Raw genomic sequence first — 17,864 nt, 5'->3', positions numbered from 1 at the left:
CGGCTATCGGCTATTGCCGGGTCTGCTGTGCAAGCTCGGCCTCCACGGCTTCGTAGACCGATTGACGCACCACGGTCTCCACTTCTTCACGCAGGCGCAGCACCATGGATCGGGTCTGTGCTTCCACAACCTGCGCTATCGCTTCCTTGAGCTTCTGCTCCAGAACCAGATCCACCCGCTGCATGAGTCTGTGGACCAGATACTCTTCGGTCACCACGGCACCGTGCGCATCCAGTGCCTGCTGCAGGCCGGCTGCCCCAAAGACCGGGGCGGGTTCAACAGCCTGCTCCACATCTTGCGCCTGGACGAGTGGCTCGGCGGCTTCCTCATCAAGTACCTCAGACCCGGGGGGAAGCTCTTCATCCTGGGGTTGGTCAGCGTCCGTAACGGATGGCTGCTCCGCCTGGTCTGCGAGCGGAAATGCCTCCACGAGTTCGGCAGTTACCAACTCAGTCTCAGGCTCCACCTGCCTGGCCGATATTGCTTCTACCACCTCCCCAGCCATGCTCTGCGCAAATGACTGCTGCGGCGGCAAGGATTCCGGCAAAGGGGGCAGTTGATGCGGAATACCTGCAGGTCGGCCGCGGCCGTAGAGACCGTCCGCCAGCCATGAGGTGTGAAACGACGGCCTCGCCAGAGGGACAACGCTGTCTCCCAGCGTCCGCGGGCCTAGCACCTGCTGCGCAGCTCCCTGAGACTGCTCCGGCGGCACCGGCTGAGCGCTGTCCGCAGTGTCTTCAAGCGCGGCAGCTTCGGGCTCAACCACCTCGGTCAGGGTGGGGACGAAGCGTGGCGGAACTTTGGATGAGGAGTTCATGACCTAGCCCTTGAGATTCAGATCGTGCCGGACGATGGAAAAACCACGCGCTGCATAGTCGCGCCAGCGGGCACGCGCATCCTGGCGATCCATCTCATCGCCGGAAGAAACGATTTCCACCACGCGCGCGAAGCGCTCAAACCCCGACGGCACCTGCGGCGTGAGATTGACCAGGACATCGTAATGAGGCAGGTCCTGCAGGTGTTCGGCCAGGATGACGGGAGAAGCAGCAAGCATCCGCGCTCCATCCGACTCGCAAGCATGCGCGAGAAAATCCGTGGCCGACACGCTCCACAAACGGGGCGAAAGCCGGCTCAGCGCAGCTCCATCCCCCAGAACCACGATACGCGCACCATGACGCAGAGCCTTGCGTGCGAATCGGCACACATAGCCCAGCTTGTCTGGTGCATTGAAATGAAAGGCAATTTCTGTCACAACTCTTGGCGGCAGATGCGGCCTGAAACCAGGCCGCATCTGCCGACTTTTCTTAAGCCGAAGCCTTGGCAGTCACACGCGTGCGGCGCGAAGCCGCAGGTTTGGCAGCACTCTTGCGAGCCACCGGGGTCCTGGCAGCAGTCGCTGCTGCAGCGGCAACCCGGCCTTCCTGACCCAGCAGATATTGCACCAGCAGGCCTACGGGGCGACCCGTAGCTCCCTTGGCAGCACCGCTCTTCCAGGCAGTACCGGCGATATCCAGATGTGCCCAGGGAATATCGCCCACAAATTTCTGCAGGAACTTGGCGGCCGTCACCGCACCTGCGGCGCGCCCTGCCACGTTGCCCATGTCCGCAAAATTGCTCTTGAGACCATCGGCGTACTCCTCGTCCAGAGGCATGCGCCAGCAAGGATCAAGCGCAACATCGCCAGCGGCCTGCAACGCGGCTGCCAGCTCGTCGCTGGTCGAGAACAGGCCGCTGCGCAAACCGCCCAGGGCGATCACGCAAGCGCCAGTCAGCGTGGCCATATCGACCAGCGCAGAGGGCTTGAAACGCGCTGCGTAATGCAGCACATCGCACAGCACCAGGCGACCTTCTGCGTCCGTGTTGAGGATCTCGATGGTCTGACCGCTCATGCTGGTCACCACATCGCCGGGCTTGATGGCTGCACCGTCGGGCATGTTCTCGCATGCAGGGATCAGGCCCACGACATTGATGGCCGGCTGCAGCTTGGCCAGCGCCTGGAACACGCCCAGCACGCTGGCAGCACCGCCCATGTCGAACTTCATCTCGTCCATCTCGGCTGCAGGCTTGAGCGATATGCCGCCGGTGTCAAAAGTGATGCCCTTGCCCACCAGCACGATGGGGGCCACGCTCTTGGCCGCACCGTTGTAGTGCAATTCGATGAAGCGCAGGGGTTCGCGCGAGCCCTGGGCCACCGCCATGAAAGCACCCATGCCCAGCTTGGCCACATCGGCAGGGCCGTGAATCTTGCAGCTCATGCGTGCTGCCTTGGCAATGCTCTTGGCAGCATTGGCCAGCAAGGTGGGCGTTGCATGGTTGGCCGGGCGGTTGGCCCATTCGCGGGCCATGGCAACGCCCTCCTGCTGCGCCACTGCGGTATTGAAAGCAGCGGTAACAGCAGCCGTCTTGGACGATACGCCCAGCACGAGCTTGGTCAGCGCAACGGGCTTGGCCTGGGATTTGGTGTGGGTATAGAGGTAGGTCGCATCGGCAACCGCCTGCACGGCAGCCGCCACAGCCTGGACATCGGCATCAAAGGCAAAGCTCACAACGGCCTTGGCAATGCCTTCGGTCTTGAGCACCGCGCCGCAGCCAGCCAAGGCATTGCGCACGTCCTTGGGAGTACCAGCTCCCACGCCCAGCAGCACCACACGACGTGCGGCAATGGCGGGCACTTGGTACAAAGGCAATTGCTTGCCGCAAGACAGGGCAAAATCACCCTGCTTCACCGCATGAGCCACCATGGCTCCGATGGCGTCGCTGCCGAATGTGCCCGATGCTGCCTGTTCAGAAACAAGCACCAACAGCAAATCACATTTTTCGCGCGCTGCAGCGGCAGCGGTCAGAGCCTTCAGTTCAAAGTTCATAATCGGTGTTTTCCTTTTAGCCAATGTTATTCGATTCATCCATACGCAAAGAGCTGGCCCGCAGCTTTGGTGCGACGGCCGTGGTTCTGATCACTGTGGTGATGACCATGATGCTGATCCGCACCCTGGGTCAGGCTTACAAGGGCAGTGTCAGCCCTTCCGACGTGATGCTGGTCATGGGTTTCACCGTGCTCGGACAACTCCCGACCATTTTGGGCCTGAGTCTGTTTGTCGCCATTGTGGGCTCTCTGTCCCGCATGTACCGCGACAGCGAGATGGTCATCTGGTTTGCCGCCGGCCAGGGTCTGGCCAGCCTGCTCAAACCCTTGCTGCGCTTTGCCTGGCCGGTGATTCTCATCACGGCCGTCCTGGCCCTCGGCGTGCTGCCCTGGTCCTATCAGCAAATCGAGCAGATCAAGACCCAGTTCCAGCAGCGCAGCGACTTGGATCGCATCGCACCCGGCGAGTTCCAGGAATCGGCCGGCGGCACACGCGTGTTCTTCGTGGACAAGGACTCTCCCTCGGACATGGCGGCCAGCAATGTCTTCGTGGTCTCGCGCGACCCGGGCAAGGAGTCCGTGACCTCGGCCAAGGGCGCGCATCTGGCTGTCATCAAGGGCCAGCGCATGGTGATTCTCGAAGACGGCCAGCGCATGGAGACACGCAGCGACGACGGCTCGGTGCGCATCACCGAATTCAAGGAATACGGCGTGCAGGTCGACAACGACAACCCCGTTGCCATCGAGGAGATGGCGGCGCGCAGCATGCCCACCAAGGACTTGATCGGCAAGGACGAGCCGATTGCCCGCTCCGTGCTCGCATGGCGTCTGGGCCTGCCGTTTGCCGCGCTCAACTTTGTCATTCTGGGCCTGGCCATCTCCAGCGTGAACCCGCGTGCGGGCAATAGCAGCAGCCTGATGATCGCCCTCTTCGCCTTTATCGTTTACTACAACCTCATGACACTGGGCGAGAGCTGGGTCAGCGCCAACAAGATAGGCATGTGGGGCATTCTGGGCCTGCTGCACGGCAGCATCCTGATCGTCAGCGTGCTGGTGCTGCTGGCGCGCCATTTCCGCTGGTCGCCGCGCGATCTGCTGCAGCGCTCGGGCACCCGCAAGGAGGTGGCACGATGAAAGTCCTGCGCAACCTGATCTATCGCGAGGTCATACAGGCCGTCCTGTATGTCTCGCTGGCCTTTCTGGCGCTGTTCTTCTTCTTCGACCTGGTCGATGAAATGCGCTGGGTAGGCAGCGGCAACGCCGGCTACACCGCCACGCGCGCCCTGCTGTTTGTGGCCCTGTCCATTCCGGGCCACCTCTACGAGCTGATGCCGATTGCCGTGCTGATCGGCGCCATCTTCGTGATGGCCAAGTTCGCCCAGAGCTCGGAGTTCACCATCATGCGTACCAGCGGCATGGGCCCCTGGCTGGCACTGCGCACGCTGCTGATTCTGGGCATGAGCTTTGTGCTGCTCACGGTGCTGGTGGGCGACTATATTGCCCCCGCTGCCGACAACTTCAGCCAGAAACTGCGTGTGGTCAGCAAAGGCCAGATCTCCCGGGGCGCGACAGGCGCCTGGCTCAAGGAAAAGCAAGGCGATCACTCGGTCGCCATCAACGTCGGCGCCGTCAAGAGCCCTGGCGACTTCGTCAATGTGCGCATCTTCGAGTTCGACAGCAAGGGCCGTATCGCCGCGCAGATCAACGCCCAGTCGGCCCAGGTCGATGAAGACAGGGAGCAGTGGACGCTGCAGGGCGTGCAAGGCAGCAAGGTGACACAGGATGGCGATGTCACCAAGCTAAGCCCAATCAGCGAAGCCAGCATGAACTGGCCCACCAAGGTCACTGCGGCCATGGTCTCGGGCGCGCTGCTCAAGCCTGATCGCATGACCACGATTGCGCTGTTCCAGTTCATACGCCATCTGCAGGACAACGGCCAGGCCGCGCAAAAGTACGAAATCGAGTTCTGGCGCAAGGTCTTCTACCCGCTGAGCTGCCTGGTGATGGTGGTTCTCGCCCTGCCTTTTGCCTATCTGCATTTCCGCTCGGGCGGCATCACGGCCTATGTGTTTGGCGGGGTGATGGCCGGCATCAGCTTCTTCCTGCTCAACAACGTGTTCGGCTATATCGGCACCCTGCAATCCTGGTGGCCCTGGCTGGCCGCCGCGGCGCCGGGCCTGCTCTACACCGCGCTATCGCTCTCGGCCTTTGGCTGGCTGGTACTGAGGCGCTAGCCATGGATGACGCAGCCAACCACTCTCCAGCCCGGGCCGGCCTGATCCTGCTGGCCCATGGCTCCAGAGACCCCCTCTGGCGCCAGCCCATAGAGGCCGTGCACCAGCTGCTGCAGGCCATGCAGCCCGGCCTGCCCTGCATCTGCGCCTATCTGGACGCCTGCGCCCCGGATCTGCCTGCCGCCACTCAGACCCTGATTGCCCAAGGTGTCAGACATCTGATCGTGCTGCCGCTGTTTCTCGGCACTGGCAAACACGCACGAGAAGACATTCCGCGCCTGCTGGACGAACTGCGCTGCCAGCACCCCGGCTGCCAGTTCGATCTGCAGACCGCAGCCGGCGAGAATCCGCGCGTCACATCCCTGCTGGCGCAGCTGGCGATAGAGGCTGTCGGCAGCACCGAAACACTCAAACATACAGATTTCAAATAAAAAATAGCTTCTTTAGATATTTGAAGCATAATGATGCAAGTTCTTAGTCCATGCCGTCATGAACCTGCATCAATTCCGCTTCGTTCAGGAAGCCGCCCGCCGCAATCTCAACCTCACCGAGGCGGCCAAGGCCTTGCACACCTCCCAGCCCGGAGTCTCCAAAGCCATCATCGAGCTTGAGGAAGAGCTGGGCATCGATATCTTCGCGCGCCACGGCAAGCGCCTCAAGCGCATCACCGAGCCGGGACAGGAAGTCCTCAAGAGCATAGAGCTGATCATGCGCGAGGTGGGCAACCTCAAGCGCATCGGCGAGCAATACAGTGCCCAGGACAGCGGCACGCTGAGCATCGCCACCACCCACACCCAGGCCCGCTATGTGCTGCCGCCCGCCGTGGCACGCCTGCGCGAGCTCTACCCCAAGGTCACCATCAGCCTGCACCAGGCCACGCCTGCCGAAGTCGCGCGCATGGTGATCGACGAAGTCGCCGAGATCGGCATGGCCACCGAATCGCTGGCCGACTACCCCGATCTGGTGACCCTGCCCTGCTACGAATGGCAGCATGTGCTGGTCATCCCCACGGGCCACCCGCTGGCGCAGAAAGAGCGCATCACGCTCGAGGACATCGCCCAGGAAGCCCTGATCACCTACCACCCGTCGTTTACCGGACGCGGCAAGATCGACCAGGCCTTCGAGATGCGCCGCTTGCATCCGCATATCGTGCTGGAAGCCATCGATGCCGACGTGATCAAGACCTATGTGCGTCTGGGCCTGGGCATCGGCATCGTGGCCGAGATGGCCATGCGCGACGATCCCGTCAACGACCTGGTGGTGCGCCCCGTCGGCCATCTGTTCGGCACCAGCGTGGCCCGTGTGGCCATCAAGCGCGGCGCATACTTGCGCAACTTCGTCTACCGGTTTGCCGAGCTGCTCAGCGACCGTCTCTCGCGCGACCTCATCATGCGCGCCATGAACGGCAGCGTGGACGACTTCGGACTCTGATCCTGCCCGCCTCAAGGGCCGGTGCCTGTGCGCCCGGCCCATGCATTGCAAGACTATCGTGACTCCCAACTTCCCCAGCAAGCTGCCCAATGTGGGCACCACCATTTTCACCGTCATGTCGGCGCTGGCCGCCGAGCACCAGGCCGTCAATCTGGGCCAGGGCTTCCCCGACTTCGGCTGCGACCCCAGGCTGCTCGACGCTGTCAACGACGCCATGCGTGCCGGTCACAACCAGTACCCGCCCATGACGGGCTGGCCTGCACTGCGCGAGGCCGTGGCTGCCAAGATCGAAACGCTGCACGGCCGCCGCTATGACGCGGGCAGCGAAATCACCATTACCGCCGGTGCCACCCAGGCCATTCTCACAGCCATTCTGGCTACCGTGCATGCAGGCGACGAAGTCATCGTGCTCGACCCCTGCTACGACAGCTATGTGCCCAATATCGAGATGGCCGGCGGCGTGGCCGTGCGAGTGCCGCTGACGCCCGGCAGCTTCCGCCCCGACTTTGCCAGGATCGCGGCCGCCATCACGCCGCGCACGCGCCTGCTGATCATCAACAGCCCGCACAACCCCAGCGCCACCATCTGGACCGATGCGGAAATGCGCCAGCTCGAAGCCCTGCTGGCGCCCACCAATGTGCTGCTGATCAGCGACGAGGTCTACGAGCACATGGTCTTCGACGGTGCCGAGCATCTGAGCAGCGCCCGCTACCCGGGCCTGGCCGAGCGCGCCTTCATCGTCTCCAGCTTTGGCAAGACCTACCATGTCACGGGCTGGAAGGTCGGCACCGTGGCCGCGCCCGCCGCCCTCACCGCCGAATTCCGCAAGGTGCACCAGTTCAATGTGTTCACCGTGAACACGCCCATGCAGGCGGGTCTCGCACAGTACATGCAGGACCCTGCGCCCTATCTGGAGCTTTCGGCCTTCTACCAGGCCAAGCGCGATCTATTCCTCGGCGGCCTGCAGGGCTCGCGCCTGAAGCTGCTGCCCACGGCCGGTACGTATTTCCTCTGTGCCGACATCTCCTCGGTCTCGGATCTCAACGAGGCCGAGTTCTGCCAGTGGCTGGTCCGGGAAATCGGCGTGGCCGCGATTCCGCTGTCGGCCTTCTACGGCGACGGTTTCGACCAGCGCGTGGTGCGCTTCTGCTTTGCCAAAAAGGACGAAACCCTGATCGAGGCAGCCGCACGCCTGCGCAAGCTCTGAAACGCTGAGACCCATAAAAAAGGAGCGCCTACTGCGCTCCTTTTCTCATTTTCAGCAGGTTTTCATGCTGAGTCTGTTTACTGACAGGCGCAAGCAGCTATCAAACTTATCGGGCTTCATGCCGTCTCTGCCAGATGGCGCAGCATTAGCACCGCCCCCAGCACAATGCCGGCCAGCGCCACAAAGCTGCCCAGGCTGAGCATGGAAATCGCACTGATGCCCTGGCCCACGGTACAGCCCATGGCCGTCACGCCGCCCACGCCCATCATCAGCCCTCCCAGAAGATGGCGGGCCAGATCGCCACGGTCGGCAAAGCCCTGCCACTGAAAGTCCCTGCGCCACAGCGCATGGACAAAGCTGCCCAGAACCACGCCCGCGACCGAGGCAATGCCCCAGGTCAGCACCTTGTTGCGGTCGCTGAAGAACATCAGCCAGTCCAGCGTGTGCGCCACCGGCGTGACAAAGCTGAAGGCCTCGATACGGCCGCTGTAGGTCGCGGCATAGACCTGCTCCAGCGTCTCGGGGTGCTCGGCCACCAGCGCCAGATGGCCGCTGAGCCACCAGGCTGCCGTCACGCACAGGCCGACCAGCAGCCCACCCAGCAGCACGACCCGGCTGCGCTCGGCACCGGGCCGGGGATCGAAGGCCAGCAGCAGCAACAGCGCCCCCAGGCCCAGGCCCAGCACGCCGCGCAATGGCGTCAAGGGCCAGGCCATATGGCCGGCCAGCCATTCGGGCAGCAGGGCCGGGCCCGCGAATTCCAGATGCACGCTGTCCAGCCAGCGCACCCGCGCCACGGCAGTAATGCCCTTGAGCGTGGCAAAGGCGGCCACGCCCATGACCAGCAGCACCACCAGCGCCTTGAGGCTGCCGCTGCCCAGCCGGGTCAGATTTCTGGCCCCGCAACCCGATGCCAGCACCATGCCGCCGCCAAACAACAGCCCTCCCGCCAGGGCCGACAGCCACAGCAGGCGGCGGCTGGCATAAAGGGCATCACCCACCTGCAACTGGCCCCACAGCGCCAGCGCCGTGAAGCCCAGCATGCTCACGGCGATGGCCATGCACCACTGGCGCGCCCGTCCCCAGTCCTGCAGATACACCACATCGCTGATGGCACCCACGGTGCAAAAGCGGGTCTCGCGCATCACAAAGCCCAGCACAGCGGCCAGCAACAAAATGGCCACCAGAACGGTGGCCGTCAGGGAATCAAACTCGGCAGGACTCATGCGGGCATTGGACGGCGCGGCCCGGCTTCAAGGCAATGGCATATACCCCAGCCCGCGTGCTAACGCTGTCTTAATCGGCTTTCCAATCAGCTTTCATCAGGCCTTGGCCAGCCCCTGATTGCCGCCGACATTGATCAGTCGGGGCTCGTCAAGCCGGCGCGGCCCGAGCGTCTTGCGGTCCTTGAGCCAGGGCTCGACCAGCTCCCAGATCGGCTTGTTGCCGGCCGTCCTGGCTTCCTCGGCCACCGGCGCCCAGCCGGCCACCTTGTATTTCTTGTCCGCTTCCAGCAGCTGACCGTTCAGGCGCATGTCGCTGATGCGTTGGCCCGCGCCGGCCGCCGGGTCGCACTGGTAATGCAGGCCACCCACGCGCACCATGTCACCGCCCTGCTGGTAGTAAGGATCGGGGTTGAAGAGATTGTCGGCTACGTCTTCGAGCACCGTCTTGATCGTGGCACCCGTCATCTCGGTCACCGTGGCATAGGAATAGGTGGTGGCCGTCATGTCCATCAGCCATTCGCGCGTGATGTCCTGCCCGGCCAGCAACGATGTCCCCCAGCGAAAGCCCGGCGAGAAGGCAATCGGCGCATTCTGCACCTCCATCATGGCGTCCAGCAGCAACTGGTCGCCCGTGCCGTTGAAGTTGCCACGGCGGTACAGCGTGCCGTCGGTGCGCGCCAGCACTTCGCCCAGCCGGCTTTCATAGGGCGCACGCACCCGGGTGATCAGTGCCTGCATCTGGGCATCGGCAGGCAGGATGTTGGCGAACACAGGCAGCAGGCGGTACTGGAAGCCACGCACCTTGCCGTCCCTCACATCAAAGTCCAGCACACCGAGAAACTTGCCGTTCGAGCCCGCGTTGGTGACTATGGTCTTGCCGCCTGCGTTCTGCACCAGCGTGGGCACTGGCATGCCGTCATGCGTGTGGCCGCCCAGGATGGCGTCTATGCCGCGCACGCGGCTGGCCATCTTGAGGTCCACGTCCATGCCGTTGTGCGAGAGCACGACCACCACCTTGGCGCCCTTGGCGCGAACCTCGTCCACCATCTTCTGCAGATTGTCGTCCTGAATGCCGAAGCTCCAGTCCGCCACCATGTAGCGCGGGTTGGCGATCGGCGTGTACGGAAAGGCCTGGCCGATGATGGCCACGGGCACGCCGTTGATCTCGCGGATCACATAGGGCTTGAACACCGGATCGCCGAAATCGGCGGTCTTGACGTTTTGTGCCACAAAGTCGAGCTGCGTGCCGAAATCCTTGTCGATGATCTCCTGCACGCGCTGCATGCCGTAGGTGAATTCCCAGTGGCCCGTCATCACGTCCACGCCCAGCAGCTTGCAGGCATCCACCATGTCCTGGGCATTGGTCCAGAGCGAAGTGGCAGAGCCCTGCCAGGTATCGCCGCCGTCCAGCAGCAGTGCGCCAGGACGCGAGGCGCGCATGCGCTTGACCAGCGTGGACAGATGGGCAAACCCGCCCACCTTGCCGTAGCGCCTGGCCGCCGCCTCGAAGTCCAGATAGCTGAAGGCATGGGCCGACGCCGTGCCTGGCTTGATGCCCACGGAGCGCAGCAGATGCTCGCCCACCAGATGCGGGCGCTGGTTCTTCATCGCCGCGATACCGAGATTGACACTGGGTTCGCGAAAGTGAATCGGGTTGAGCTGAGCATGGCAGTCCGTCATATGCAACAGGGACACATTGCCGAACGGCGCCACCTCATACAAGGCCTTGTCGGCCAGCGACTGATCGGCGTAGGCATAGCGCTGCAATCCCATGCCCGAGACACTGGCTGCCGCCAGCACTTGCAGAAATTCGCGTTTGGAAAGACTCATGCTGATATCCGTTGGTACCTATGCAAACAAGGAGGCAAGCACGGGCATTTCCACCCTGCCCGATCCGAATTTGCATAAGTTGTGTGCGTAATGCGGCGCGCCGCAACTGCTTGGCAAACGCCAGGCAAGGGGTGCGAAGGGTCATCCCCTCTCGAATTGCGAAGCAACGCGAGAGAGGGGCAAGCGGCACAGCCGCTCAGAGGGAGCTATTTGTTGACGGGAGAGGCAGGATCGACAAGCAAGGCGACAAGATCTCGTGTCTGCGCTTCGGTGAGGATGCCGGAGTGACCGAAGCGGGGCATGCCCGAGCAGGCGTTGTAGGCCTTGGCGTTCCAGATCTTGCCCCAGGTGTACTCGACGATGGCTCTGGACTCGGGGCTAGACGGATCCTTGATGCCGCGAATCTTTCCATAGTTGTAGAGACTGGGGCCCAGCGTGCCAAAGGAGATTTCTTCCTTGCTGATCTGGTGGCAGTTGTAGCAGTTGCCGCCATTGGCGCTGCCTGCCTTGTCGCTCCAGGTCATGCCTCTACCGTTCTGGGCGATTTTTTCGCCCTCCTTCCAGTCGCCGAGCAGCTTGCCATCCTGAGGCCATTTGACGGTCTTGAGATTGGCAGCTTCGATGGCTTGCGCACGCGCAGGTGCCAACGGCTTGCCGGATGCATCGGCAGCGCTGCAGGCCGCATTCGATTCGTCCTGCTGCAGGCGATCGACCTTGGCGATGCCCTGGTCGCGGAAAGAGGTCTGCACCATCCTGGCCGTCAAGGCATCGATGTCCGCCGCCCCGTCGACGGAGGCACAGCCCAGCACCAGCAACGATGCGGCCACGGCCAGGTACGGCATGTGTTTTTGCTTGCGCATAGGGCCTCCTTATCGCTTGATGGCCGGTGCGGTCGACGTCCCGCCCTTGCCGTTGACGCCCATGAACACCCCCAGCGCCACCGTCACGTCGCTGGCGTAACCGGGATAGGGAAAGCGCTGCTGACGGAAGCAGTCGTTGAGGCGGCGCTGCATGCTCCAGAGCTCGCCTGATGAAACCCGATAGGCGGGCCAGGCGCCAAAGCCTTCCGCAGCCCCGGGGTTCCTGGTCAGATTGGGCAGATCCTGCATGCGGATGCGCTTGCCATCCGCACCATGGCAGGAAGCACAGGCAAAGTCATGCGGGCCGCCGCGCATATAGAACATGCGCTTGCCCGCCTCGTACATCTGCCTTTCCTGCGCATGGCCTTGGGGCAGGTTGAACTTCATGCCTTTGGACTGCGATGAAATCCAGGCCACCAGCCCTTCCATGTTCTTTTGCTCGTCCTTGCCGAACGGTGTTGCCGCAATCTTTTGCGCGTCCAGCCCCTGAAGCCTTTCCATGCAGGTCAGCAGGCGCGACTCCAGATCCTGCACCCTGCCCGTATCGGTAAAATAGCGCGGCAGCTCCACAAATACGCCCTTGACCACGCCCGGCCCCTTGCCCAGATCGCACTGCTCCATGGACGCCTTGCGGGGGCCGCGCTTTTGCTTCCACAGCTCCTCGCCCTTCATCTCGAACAGCTCGGCAGGGTTGCCGTCCTGCAGCATCTCGCGGTACTCGGCAATGCCGTCGGCCGTGGACTTTTGCGCCAGCACCGGCGCGGCCATGCACAAGGCCAGCACGGCGGCAGCCGCCTGGCCCGGGGAGGAATGTCTCATGGGGCACCTCTCTGTTTTTGATTGATTCTGGACTGGGGTGAAGGCTGGCCGACGGCCAGCCGCTGTCTCTGCCGTGCTCAGCTCACAGTCGCTTCATCGGTGCGGGTCTCGCCCTTGTTGTCCTTCCAGCTCACCGAGATCTTGTCGCCAGCCTTGGCACCCTTGACCACGAACTGCAGAAACGGGTTCTTGGAAACCGCAGGCCCCCACTCAGCCTGCAGCACCTGCTTGCCGTTGTGCGCGGCCGTCACCTCCTGAATAAACCAGGCGGGCACGGTCTTGCCTTCCGCATCCTTGCGCTGGCCGGTCTCCATTTCATGGGACATCAGCACGCGCACGGTGGTCTTGTCACCTGCAGCCTGGGCACGAATACGCATTGGATCAGCCATGTTCTTCTCCTTTTTCAGATGATTGGTTGCAATCAACCGCCGCAGCCACCGAGGGTGACCTTGACTTCCTTCTTGGCATAGAAAGCCTTGCCGTCATTGGTGATGGCCACGGCATACACATCGGAGGACTGGCCCAGCTTGGCGCGGGTCAGGAAGTTGGCTTCCAGCGCCTCGTTGACGGTGAAGGCCGCAACCAGCGTGTTGGGATTCTTTTCCACCAGCACCAGCATCTGCTTCACATTGGGCAGGCTGGTCGCTGCGCCCAGAGGCACGACGGCCCCGTTTTCGGCGATGTCGGGCGCCGTCAGCGTCACGTCCTTGCTTTCGGCAGGCGCAGCAGCTCCCATGGCCTTGAGCACATCGGCCACGGTCTTGGCGTCGAAAGCGGTCTTGTTATAGGCAGCCTGCGCTGCTTGCGGCAGCAGGCCGGCGGCCATCAGCATGCCGAGCACGGCCGCACTGTTCCTGAGGGCGTCTCTACGTTTCATCTTTGTCTCCTTTTCATTCACTTCACAGTCGCACGACACAAGCTGCATCAGGGCTTGGCGCCCGCCGCCAGCCACTGGGCAATCACCTTGGCATCAGCATCGCTGAGATTGGGCTGGGGTGGCATGGGTGTTGATCCCCAGACGCCGGAGCCTCCGACCCTGATCTTGTTTGCCAGATAGTCCAGCTGGCCACCGTGCTTGCTGGCAATTTCGCTGAAGGCCGGGCCGACGAGTTTCTGCGCCATGCCGTGGCAAGCCATGCAGGCGTTCTTTTCCAGCAAGGCTGTCGGTGCCGCGCTGCCCGATTTCCTGTCAACCGCAGGCTTGACCGCCTTGCTTGCACCTCCATCGGTCTCGATGCCGCGCTGGGCACCGACCAGCCGGTTCTGCTGGGCCAGATTGCCGTGGTTGTTGCTGGCATGCTCGGGCAAGGCCGAGCGCAGCCTGGGCTCGGGGCCGCAGTTGCTCATGCAGGCAGTAGCCAGCACATCGGGCCTGACGCTCTTGCCGAACTCATTGCCGGGCCACAGAGCATGCCGGGTCGTCATGCCGTTGCGGTTGGGCAGCTTCCGCTGCACCTCGGCAATGTTCGTGTCGCTGAGCGTGAAGCTCTCGGGCACCACGCCACCGAGGTTGAGCAGATAGGCCGTGACGGCATACACCTCTTCGGTGGACAGCGACTTGGGCGCATTCCAGGGCATGGCACGATTGATGTAATCCCACAGCGTGGACACCGTGGCCACCTTCATCAGGGTCGTGCGGCCCGGAAAGGCCGGATCCTTGAGCCGCGCCACATGCCCGGTCTTGATGTCCTCGGCCGTGGTGCCGCCGACCAGCGGGCTGAACACCTCGTTGGATTCGCCGAACACCCCATGGCAGGACGCGCATTTGGCCTCCCACACATCCATGCCTTTTTGCACCGAGCCCGAGCCTGCGGGCAGCCCCTTGAAGTCAGGGCGCACATCGATATCCCAGGCCAGAACCTCCTTGCCCGTGGCATTGCGGCCCACGCCGGGATAGCGGTCTTCGGCAGACTTGCTCTGCGCCGCAGCGGGCCCGGCGGCCACGCCCATGGCAAGCAACGTCAGCAGGAGCAGAGGTTTATGCAAGCTGAACATTCGCGACCTCCCCGTTGGCACGTACCGCCCAGGACTGGATGGAATTGTTGTGATAGATGGAGCGCGTGCCGCGCGCGGCACGCAGTTGCTGGTAGCTGGGCTGCACATAGCCGGTCTCATCCATGGCGCGGCTCTGGATGATGCATTCCTCGCCATTCCAGACCCAGTCCAGGTTGAAGCGCGTCAGGCATTTGCCCATCACCGGCCCTTCGAGCCGGGCCGTGCGCCAGTTGCGACCGCCATCCACGCTCACATCCACGCGCTTGACCTTGCCGCGCCCCGACCAGGCCAGGCCCGTGATGTTGTAGAAACCCTTGTCCAGCAGCATCTGGCCGCCGGACGGCGTGGTGACCACACTCTTGCACTCCTGAATGCTCGAGTACTGACGGTGCTGTCCATCGGGCATCAGGTCCACATAGTGGATCGCCTCGTCCTTGGCTGCATAAGGCATGTCGCCCACCTCGATGCGGCGCAGGTATTTCACCCAGCTCACGCCCTGCACGCCGGGCACCACCAGACGCAGCGGATAGCCCTGCTCGGGCCGCAGCATCTCGCCGTTCTGGCCGTAGGCGACCAGCACCTCGCCCGAGGTAATCAGCTCCACGGGGATGGTTCGCGTCATGGACGAGCCGTCCGCCCCCTCGGCCAGAATGAACTTGCCCTTCTTGAGATCGGCACCGGCCATCTCCAGCAGGGTGATCAGGGGCACGCCCGTGAACTCGCTGCACGACAGCATGCCGTGTGTGTACTGCACCGTGGGCACGGCCACATTGCCCCACTCCATGCCGGTGTTGGCGCCGCATTCTATGAAATGAAAGCGCGACACCGAAGGCAGACGCATGATCTCGTCCATGGTGAAGACCTTGGGATTCTTCACCAAGCCGTTGATCATCAGCCTGTGCTTGGAAGGGTCGATATCCCACCAGCCCTGGTGGTGGCGCTCGAAATGCAGACCGCTGGGCGTGACGATGCCGAACAGCGACTGCAGCGGCGCAAATGATACCGAGGCCTGCTTGGTCTGGGTCAGACCCGGGCTCTGGCGACGCTGCACATTGGCCTCGTACCTGGAGGGCTTGCCGTAGCCGTCGGTGACCACCGGCTGGCCCAGCCCCTTGCTGTGTGCGGGCAGCTCCAGAATATTCGGGTCCCCATCGCCGCTCACGGCCTGCCGGTCCTGCGCATGGACGGCTACAGCGCTGGCTGCAGCGGCCGCGAAAGCCCCGCGAATGAAGTCACGCCGACCTGCCCTGGCTTCGGCAAACACCGTACCTACATCGTCCGCCCGCACAAAGTTTTCGGGTGCCTTGCGCACCTTGCCCATCAACTGGCTTTGCATAAGCTCTCTCTTTGATCGTTGGTGGCGCTTACCGGGAAAGCACGACACGCCTGTTTCATTTGGAACCCTTGAGAATCCAGGCCGCCAGCGTCTGGGTGTCCGCATCGCTGAGTGCTGGCTGGGCGGGCATGGGCACCGGCCCCCATTTGCCGGAGCCACCGGCCTTGATGCTTTTGACCAGATAGGCCTGTGCATCGGCCTGGGCCGCATATTTCCTGGCCACATCCTGGAACGCCGGGCCCACCAGTTTCTTGTCCGCCGCATGGCAGGCCATGCAGGCGTTCTTCTGCGCCAGCGCCTGATCCGCCTGCGCCAGTGCAGGAACAGCCAGCCCCAGCAACACCGTCAAGCCACCCAGCCAGGATGCAGTTTTCATCGCTTGGTCTCCTTATATTTATATATAAGCATGTTGTTATTTAAAGTATCCAACAGCTCGTCAAATTTGAGATCCCGCGCTAACCCTCGTTATTCCCGAACAGGAACAGCGATACCCATATCCGGCTCAACGCCCCTGCACCGCTGCCCGGGCAGTCTTCATGCGCTCATCCAGATAAGCGCCATAAAAATCGGGGATGGAGCTGCCAATCAGGCGATCAGCCACTTCCCGTCGTCCTGCTCCATGAAAAAGCACGGTAGGAGCAACCTCGATCTCCAGTTGCCTGACCATGTCGCCATGCGTGGTCGCCGTGCCATCCCAGCTCTGCAAAGGCTCACGTGACAGAAAATGAATCTGAGTCACCAAAGCCCCGGACTGTTGCAACGGCAGCAGGTAATGTTCGCGCACGATCTTGCAGAACGGGCAGCCATGCAGGCTGGCCATCACCACCAACGGCTGCTTGCGGGCCAGCGCCAAGGCCAGGTCGTGCCGCAGACTCTGGCTGGTGGGCAGCAGGCGCTCAGAGGCATCGAGCGCCGCCCACGCCGGGGCCGCGCCCGCCAGCAGCAGCTGCAAGCACAGTCTTCTGCGGGCACGAAAGGAGCTGGCTGTTTCCATCACGGCTTTTCCTGCTCCATCAGCAAAAAGGTGTTGTAGGCATTCATGCGATTGGCTTCCTTGAACAGCGGGTAAGCCGAGAACCTGGACCAGTCCGTCGCCTGATAGGCCTCGTCAAACGGGTCGAGGTTGGCTGCGGCCTTGCCCATGGCCTCGCGCAGATAGTGCAGATAGTCTCGCGTCAGCTGCATGTCCTGGCGCGGCTGCTCGGAGGCCGGGCCGTGGCCCGGCACCATGACCTTGACGGGGAGCTTGAGCAACTCATCCAGCGCGGCAATCCAGTGGCGGCTGTCGGCCTGGCCCACATAGGGAATGCGGTTGCGAAACACCACATCGCCAATGAACAGCACACCGCTTTGCGGCAGGAAGATGGCCGTATCCTCCGGCGTATGCGATGGCCCCATATGCTGCAGCACAAAGTCCACGCCCCCCACCTTCAGCGTGGAGCTATCGCCCGACACCCATTGATTCGCGGGCACCAGGCGCGTGCCCTGATCGACCCAGGGCGCCAGATCCTTGCGCGAAGCCTCAAGCCGCAGATGCGCGGTTTCTGAGTTGATGTATTCACGCGCCTGGGCATGGGCCACGATTTTTGCGCCCAGGGCCTCGAACACCTGCAGGCCATAGATGTGGTCGGCGTGATAGTGGGTCAGCAGCACATGGCTGATGGGCTTGGGCGTCAGCGTACGGATTTTCTGCACTAGCTCTTCGGCCAGTGCGGGCGAACCCAGCGCATCGATCACGACCACGCTGTCATGGGTGATGACAAAGCCCGCATTGGAGATGAAGTTGCGATTGGCCGGGCTGCCCAGCGCCGATACGCCCTGCACAAAAAATACATTGGCAGCCACCTGTTGCAACTCCATCACGGGCGCGCTGACCGCTTGCGGAATGAGCGACCTGGGGGCTGCATCATGCGCGGCCGCTGTACCTGTCGCTGCAATCGCTGCCCACACAAAGCTCCTCAGCGCAGCTCCTGCCCAGCTTGTCATGGCTTTGTCTCCCTTGCATGGGCAGCGCGTCATGCTTGCATGTCGCCACTAGCGCTTGCCCTATTTTTGAATGTTTG

General features: G+C 62.8%; 19 protein-coding genes. 5 read left to right on the top strand and 14 right to left on the bottom strand.

The window, feature by feature from the left end; translation table 11 throughout:
* Positions 1 to 10 precede the first annotated feature (10 nt).
* From JAO85_RS13045 to JAO85_RS13035, 3 genes are read right to left on the bottom strand one after another with little or no spacing between them, the layout of a single operon-like run.
* A complete protein-coding gene (locus JAO85_RS13045) occupies positions 11 to 817 on the bottom strand; it encodes a hypothetical protein (RefSeq protein WP_202788218.1) in 807 nt (268 codons plus the stop codon).
* 3 nt (positions 818 to 820) lie between these two features.
* Complete coding sequence (locus JAO85_RS13040) at positions 821 to 1,252, bottom strand: DNA polymerase III subunit chi (RefSeq protein ID WP_034361514.1); 432 nt, start codon at positions 1,250 to 1,252, stop codon at positions 821 to 823.
* 52 nt (positions 1,253 to 1,304) lie between these two features.
* Complete coding sequence (locus JAO85_RS13035; RefSeq protein ID WP_202788217.1) at positions 1,305 to 2,864, bottom strand: leucyl aminopeptidase; 1,560 nt, start codon at positions 2,862 to 2,864, stop codon at positions 1,305 to 1,307.
* Between the two features lie 23 nt (positions 2,865 to 2,887).
* Here JAO85_RS13035 and lptF point away from each other — a divergent pair, with 23 nt between their 5' ends.
* Genes lptF through JAO85_RS13010 form a run of 5 tightly spaced genes read left to right on the top strand, consistent with a single transcriptional unit; the run spans position 2,888 to position 7,735 of the window.
* Positions 2,888 to 3,997: an LPS export ABC transporter permease LptF gene (lptF, locus tag JAO85_RS13030; protein ID WP_012838835.1), complete on the top strand. Its 1,110-nt coding sequence runs from the start codon at positions 2,888 to 2,890 to the stop codon at positions 3,995 to 3,997.
* A complete protein-coding gene (gene lptG, locus JAO85_RS13025) occupies positions 3,994 to 5,097 on the top strand; it encodes an LPS export ABC transporter permease LptG (protein ID WP_202788216.1) in 1,104 nt (367 codons plus the stop codon). The genes lptF and lptG overlap by 4 nt, the downstream gene beginning before the upstream one ends.
* A gap of 2 nt (positions 5,098 to 5,099) precedes the next feature.
* The gene (locus JAO85_RS13020) at positions 5,100 to 5,528 is read left to right on the top strand and encodes a sirohydrochlorin chelatase (protein WP_202788215.1); all 429 of its coding nucleotides are present in this window, start codon (positions 5,100 to 5,102) and stop codon (positions 5,526 to 5,528) included.
* 58 nt (positions 5,529 to 5,586) lie between these two features.
* Positions 5,587 to 6,528, top strand: a complete 942-nt coding sequence (locus tag JAO85_RS13015) for a CysB family HTH-type transcriptional regulator (protein WP_003062823.1) — start codon at positions 5,587 to 5,589, stop codon at positions 6,526 to 6,528.
* 40 nt (positions 6,529 to 6,568) lie between these two features.
* Positions 6,569 to 7,735, top strand: a complete 1,167-nt coding sequence (locus tag JAO85_RS13010) for a pyridoxal phosphate-dependent aminotransferase (protein WP_202788214.1) — start codon at positions 6,569 to 6,571, stop codon at positions 7,733 to 7,735.
* A 116-nt stretch (positions 7,736 to 7,851) separates the two neighbouring features.
* Here JAO85_RS13010 and JAO85_RS13005 read toward each other — a convergent pair whose 3' ends face one another.
* The 11 genes from JAO85_RS13005 to JAO85_RS12955 form a co-directional block, all read right to left on the bottom strand.
* Positions 7,852 to 8,961: a YeeE/YedE family protein gene (locus tag JAO85_RS13005; RefSeq protein ID WP_202788213.1), complete on the bottom strand. Its 1,110-nt coding sequence runs from the start codon at positions 8,959 to 8,961 to the stop codon at positions 7,852 to 7,854.
* 96 nt (positions 8,962 to 9,057) lie between these two features.
* Positions 9,058 to 10,791, bottom strand: a complete 1,734-nt coding sequence (gene soxB, locus JAO85_RS13000; RefSeq protein WP_045839533.1) for a thiosulfohydrolase SoxB — start codon at positions 10,789 to 10,791, stop codon at positions 9,058 to 9,060.
* Between the two features lie 206 nt (positions 10,792 to 10,997).
* Complete coding sequence (gene soxX / locus JAO85_RS12995) at positions 10,998 to 11,651, bottom strand: sulfur oxidation c-type cytochrome SoxX (protein WP_003062816.1); 654 nt, start codon at positions 11,649 to 11,651, stop codon at positions 10,998 to 11,000.
* 9 nt (positions 11,652 to 11,660) lie between these two features.
* Entirely contained in the window at positions 11,661 to 12,470 is an 810-nt protein-coding gene (soxA, locus tag JAO85_RS12990) for a sulfur oxidation c-type cytochrome SoxA (protein ID WP_202788212.1), read from the bottom strand.
* Between the two features lie 77 nt (positions 12,471 to 12,547).
* Positions 12,548 to 12,859: a thiosulfate oxidation carrier complex protein SoxZ gene (gene soxZ, locus JAO85_RS12985; RefSeq protein ID WP_003053938.1), complete on the bottom strand. Its 312-nt coding sequence runs from the start codon at positions 12,857 to 12,859 to the stop codon at positions 12,548 to 12,550.
* Between the two features lie 32 nt (positions 12,860 to 12,891).
* A complete protein-coding gene (gene soxY, locus JAO85_RS12980; protein ID WP_034358616.1) occupies positions 12,892 to 13,347 on the bottom strand; it encodes a thiosulfate oxidation carrier protein SoxY in 456 nt (151 codons plus the stop codon).
* 47 nt (positions 13,348 to 13,394) lie between these two features.
* The gene (locus JAO85_RS12975; protein WP_003062810.1) at positions 13,395 to 14,465 is read right to left on the bottom strand and encodes a c-type cytochrome; all 1,071 of its coding nucleotides are present in this window, start codon (positions 14,463 to 14,465) and stop codon (positions 13,395 to 13,397) included.
* On the bottom strand, positions 14,449 to 15,801 hold the full coding sequence (soxC, locus tag JAO85_RS12970; protein ID WP_202788211.1) for a sulfite dehydrogenase: 1,353 nt from the start codon (positions 15,799 to 15,801) through the stop codon (positions 14,449 to 14,451). The genes JAO85_RS12975 and soxC overlap by 17 nt, the downstream gene beginning before the upstream one ends.
* Before the next feature lie 55 nt (positions 15,802 to 15,856).
* Complete coding sequence (locus JAO85_RS12965; protein WP_012838844.1) at positions 15,857 to 16,177, bottom strand: c-type cytochrome; 321 nt, start codon at positions 16,175 to 16,177, stop codon at positions 15,857 to 15,859.
* Between the two features lie 126 nt (positions 16,178 to 16,303).
* A complete protein-coding gene (locus JAO85_RS12960; protein WP_054075514.1) occupies positions 16,304 to 16,795 on the bottom strand; it encodes a hypothetical protein in 492 nt (163 codons plus the stop codon).
* On the bottom strand, positions 16,795 to 17,787 hold the full coding sequence (locus JAO85_RS12955; protein ID WP_202788210.1) for an MBL fold metallo-hydrolase: 993 nt from the start codon (positions 17,785 to 17,787) through the stop codon (positions 16,795 to 16,797). The genes JAO85_RS12960 and JAO85_RS12955 overlap by 1 nt, the downstream gene beginning before the upstream one ends.
* Between the last annotated feature and the right edge of the window lie 77 nt (positions 17,788 to 17,864).

The sequence above is a fragment of the Comamonas sp. NyZ500 genome, from assembly GCF_016772095.1.
Lineage (GTDB): Bacteria > Pseudomonadota > Gammaproteobacteria > Burkholderiales > Burkholderiaceae_C > Comamonas > Comamonas thiooxydans.
This window is presented reverse-complemented; position numbering and strand designations above follow the sequence as displayed.

What these genes read in the sequence shown, in the direction of transcription:
- JAO85_RS13045 (WP_202788218.1), bottom strand. Translation starts at nt 817, where the DNA reads ATGAACTCCTCATCCAAAGTTCCGCCACGCTTCGTCCCCACCCTGACC.
- JAO85_RS13035 (WP_202788217.1), bottom strand. Translation starts at nt 2,864, where the DNA reads ATGAACTTTGAACTGAAGGCTCTGACCGCTGCCGCTGCAGCGCGCGAA.
- lptF (WP_012838835.1), top strand. Translation starts at nt 2,888, where the DNA reads ATGTTATTCGATTCATCCATACGCAAAGAGCTGGCCCGCAGCTTTGGT.
- lptG (WP_202788216.1), top strand. Translation starts at nt 3,994, where the DNA reads ATGAAAGTCCTGCGCAACCTGATCTATCGCGAGGTCATACAGGCCGTC.
- JAO85_RS13020 (WP_202788215.1), top strand. Translation starts at nt 5,100, where the DNA reads ATGGATGACGCAGCCAACCACTCTCCAGCCCGGGCCGGCCTGATCCTG.
- JAO85_RS13015 (WP_003062823.1), top strand. Translation starts at nt 5,587, where the DNA reads ATGAACCTGCATCAATTCCGCTTCGTTCAGGAAGCCGCCCGCCGCAAT.
- JAO85_RS13010 (WP_202788214.1), top strand. Translation starts at nt 6,569, where the DNA reads ATGCATTGCAAGACTATCGTGACTCCCAACTTCCCCAGCAAGCTGCCC.
- JAO85_RS13005 (WP_202788213.1), bottom strand. Translation starts at nt 8,961, where the DNA reads ATGAGTCCTGCCGAGTTTGATTCCCTGACGGCCACCGTTCTGGTGGCC.
- soxB (WP_045839533.1), bottom strand. Translation starts at nt 10,791, where the DNA reads ATGAGTCTTTCCAAACGCGAATTTCTGCAAGTGCTGGCGGCAGCCAGT.
- soxX (WP_003062816.1), bottom strand. Translation starts at nt 11,651, where the DNA reads ATGCGCAAGCAAAAACACATGCCGTACCTGGCCGTGGCCGCATCGTTG.
- soxA (WP_202788212.1), bottom strand. Translation starts at nt 12,470, where the DNA reads ATGAGACATTCCTCCCCGGGCCAGGCGGCTGCCGCCGTGCTGGCCTTG.
- soxZ (WP_003053938.1), bottom strand. Translation starts at nt 12,859, where the DNA reads ATGGCTGATCCAATGCGTATTCGTGCCCAGGCTGCAGGTGACAAGACC.
- soxY (WP_034358616.1), bottom strand. Translation starts at nt 13,347, where the DNA reads ATGAAACGTAGAGACGCCCTCAGGAACAGTGCGGCCGTGCTCGGCATG.
- JAO85_RS12975 (WP_003062810.1), bottom strand. Translation starts at nt 14,465, where the DNA reads ATGTTCAGCTTGCATAAACCTCTGCTCCTGCTGACGTTGCTTGCCATG.
- soxC (WP_202788211.1), bottom strand. Translation starts at nt 15,801, where the DNA reads ATGCAAAGCCAGTTGATGGGCAAGGTGCGCAAGGCACCCGAAAACTTT.
- JAO85_RS12965 (WP_012838844.1), bottom strand. Translation starts at nt 16,177, where the DNA reads ATGAAAACTGCATCCTGGCTGGGTGGCTTGACGGTGTTGCTGGGGCTG.
- JAO85_RS12960 (WP_054075514.1), bottom strand. Translation starts at nt 16,795, where the DNA reads ATGGAAACAGCCAGCTCCTTTCGTGCCCGCAGAAGACTGTGCTTGCAG.
- JAO85_RS12955 (WP_202788210.1), bottom strand. Translation starts at nt 17,787, where the DNA reads ATGACAAGCTGGGCAGGAGCTGCGCTGAGGAGCTTTGTGTGGGCAGCG.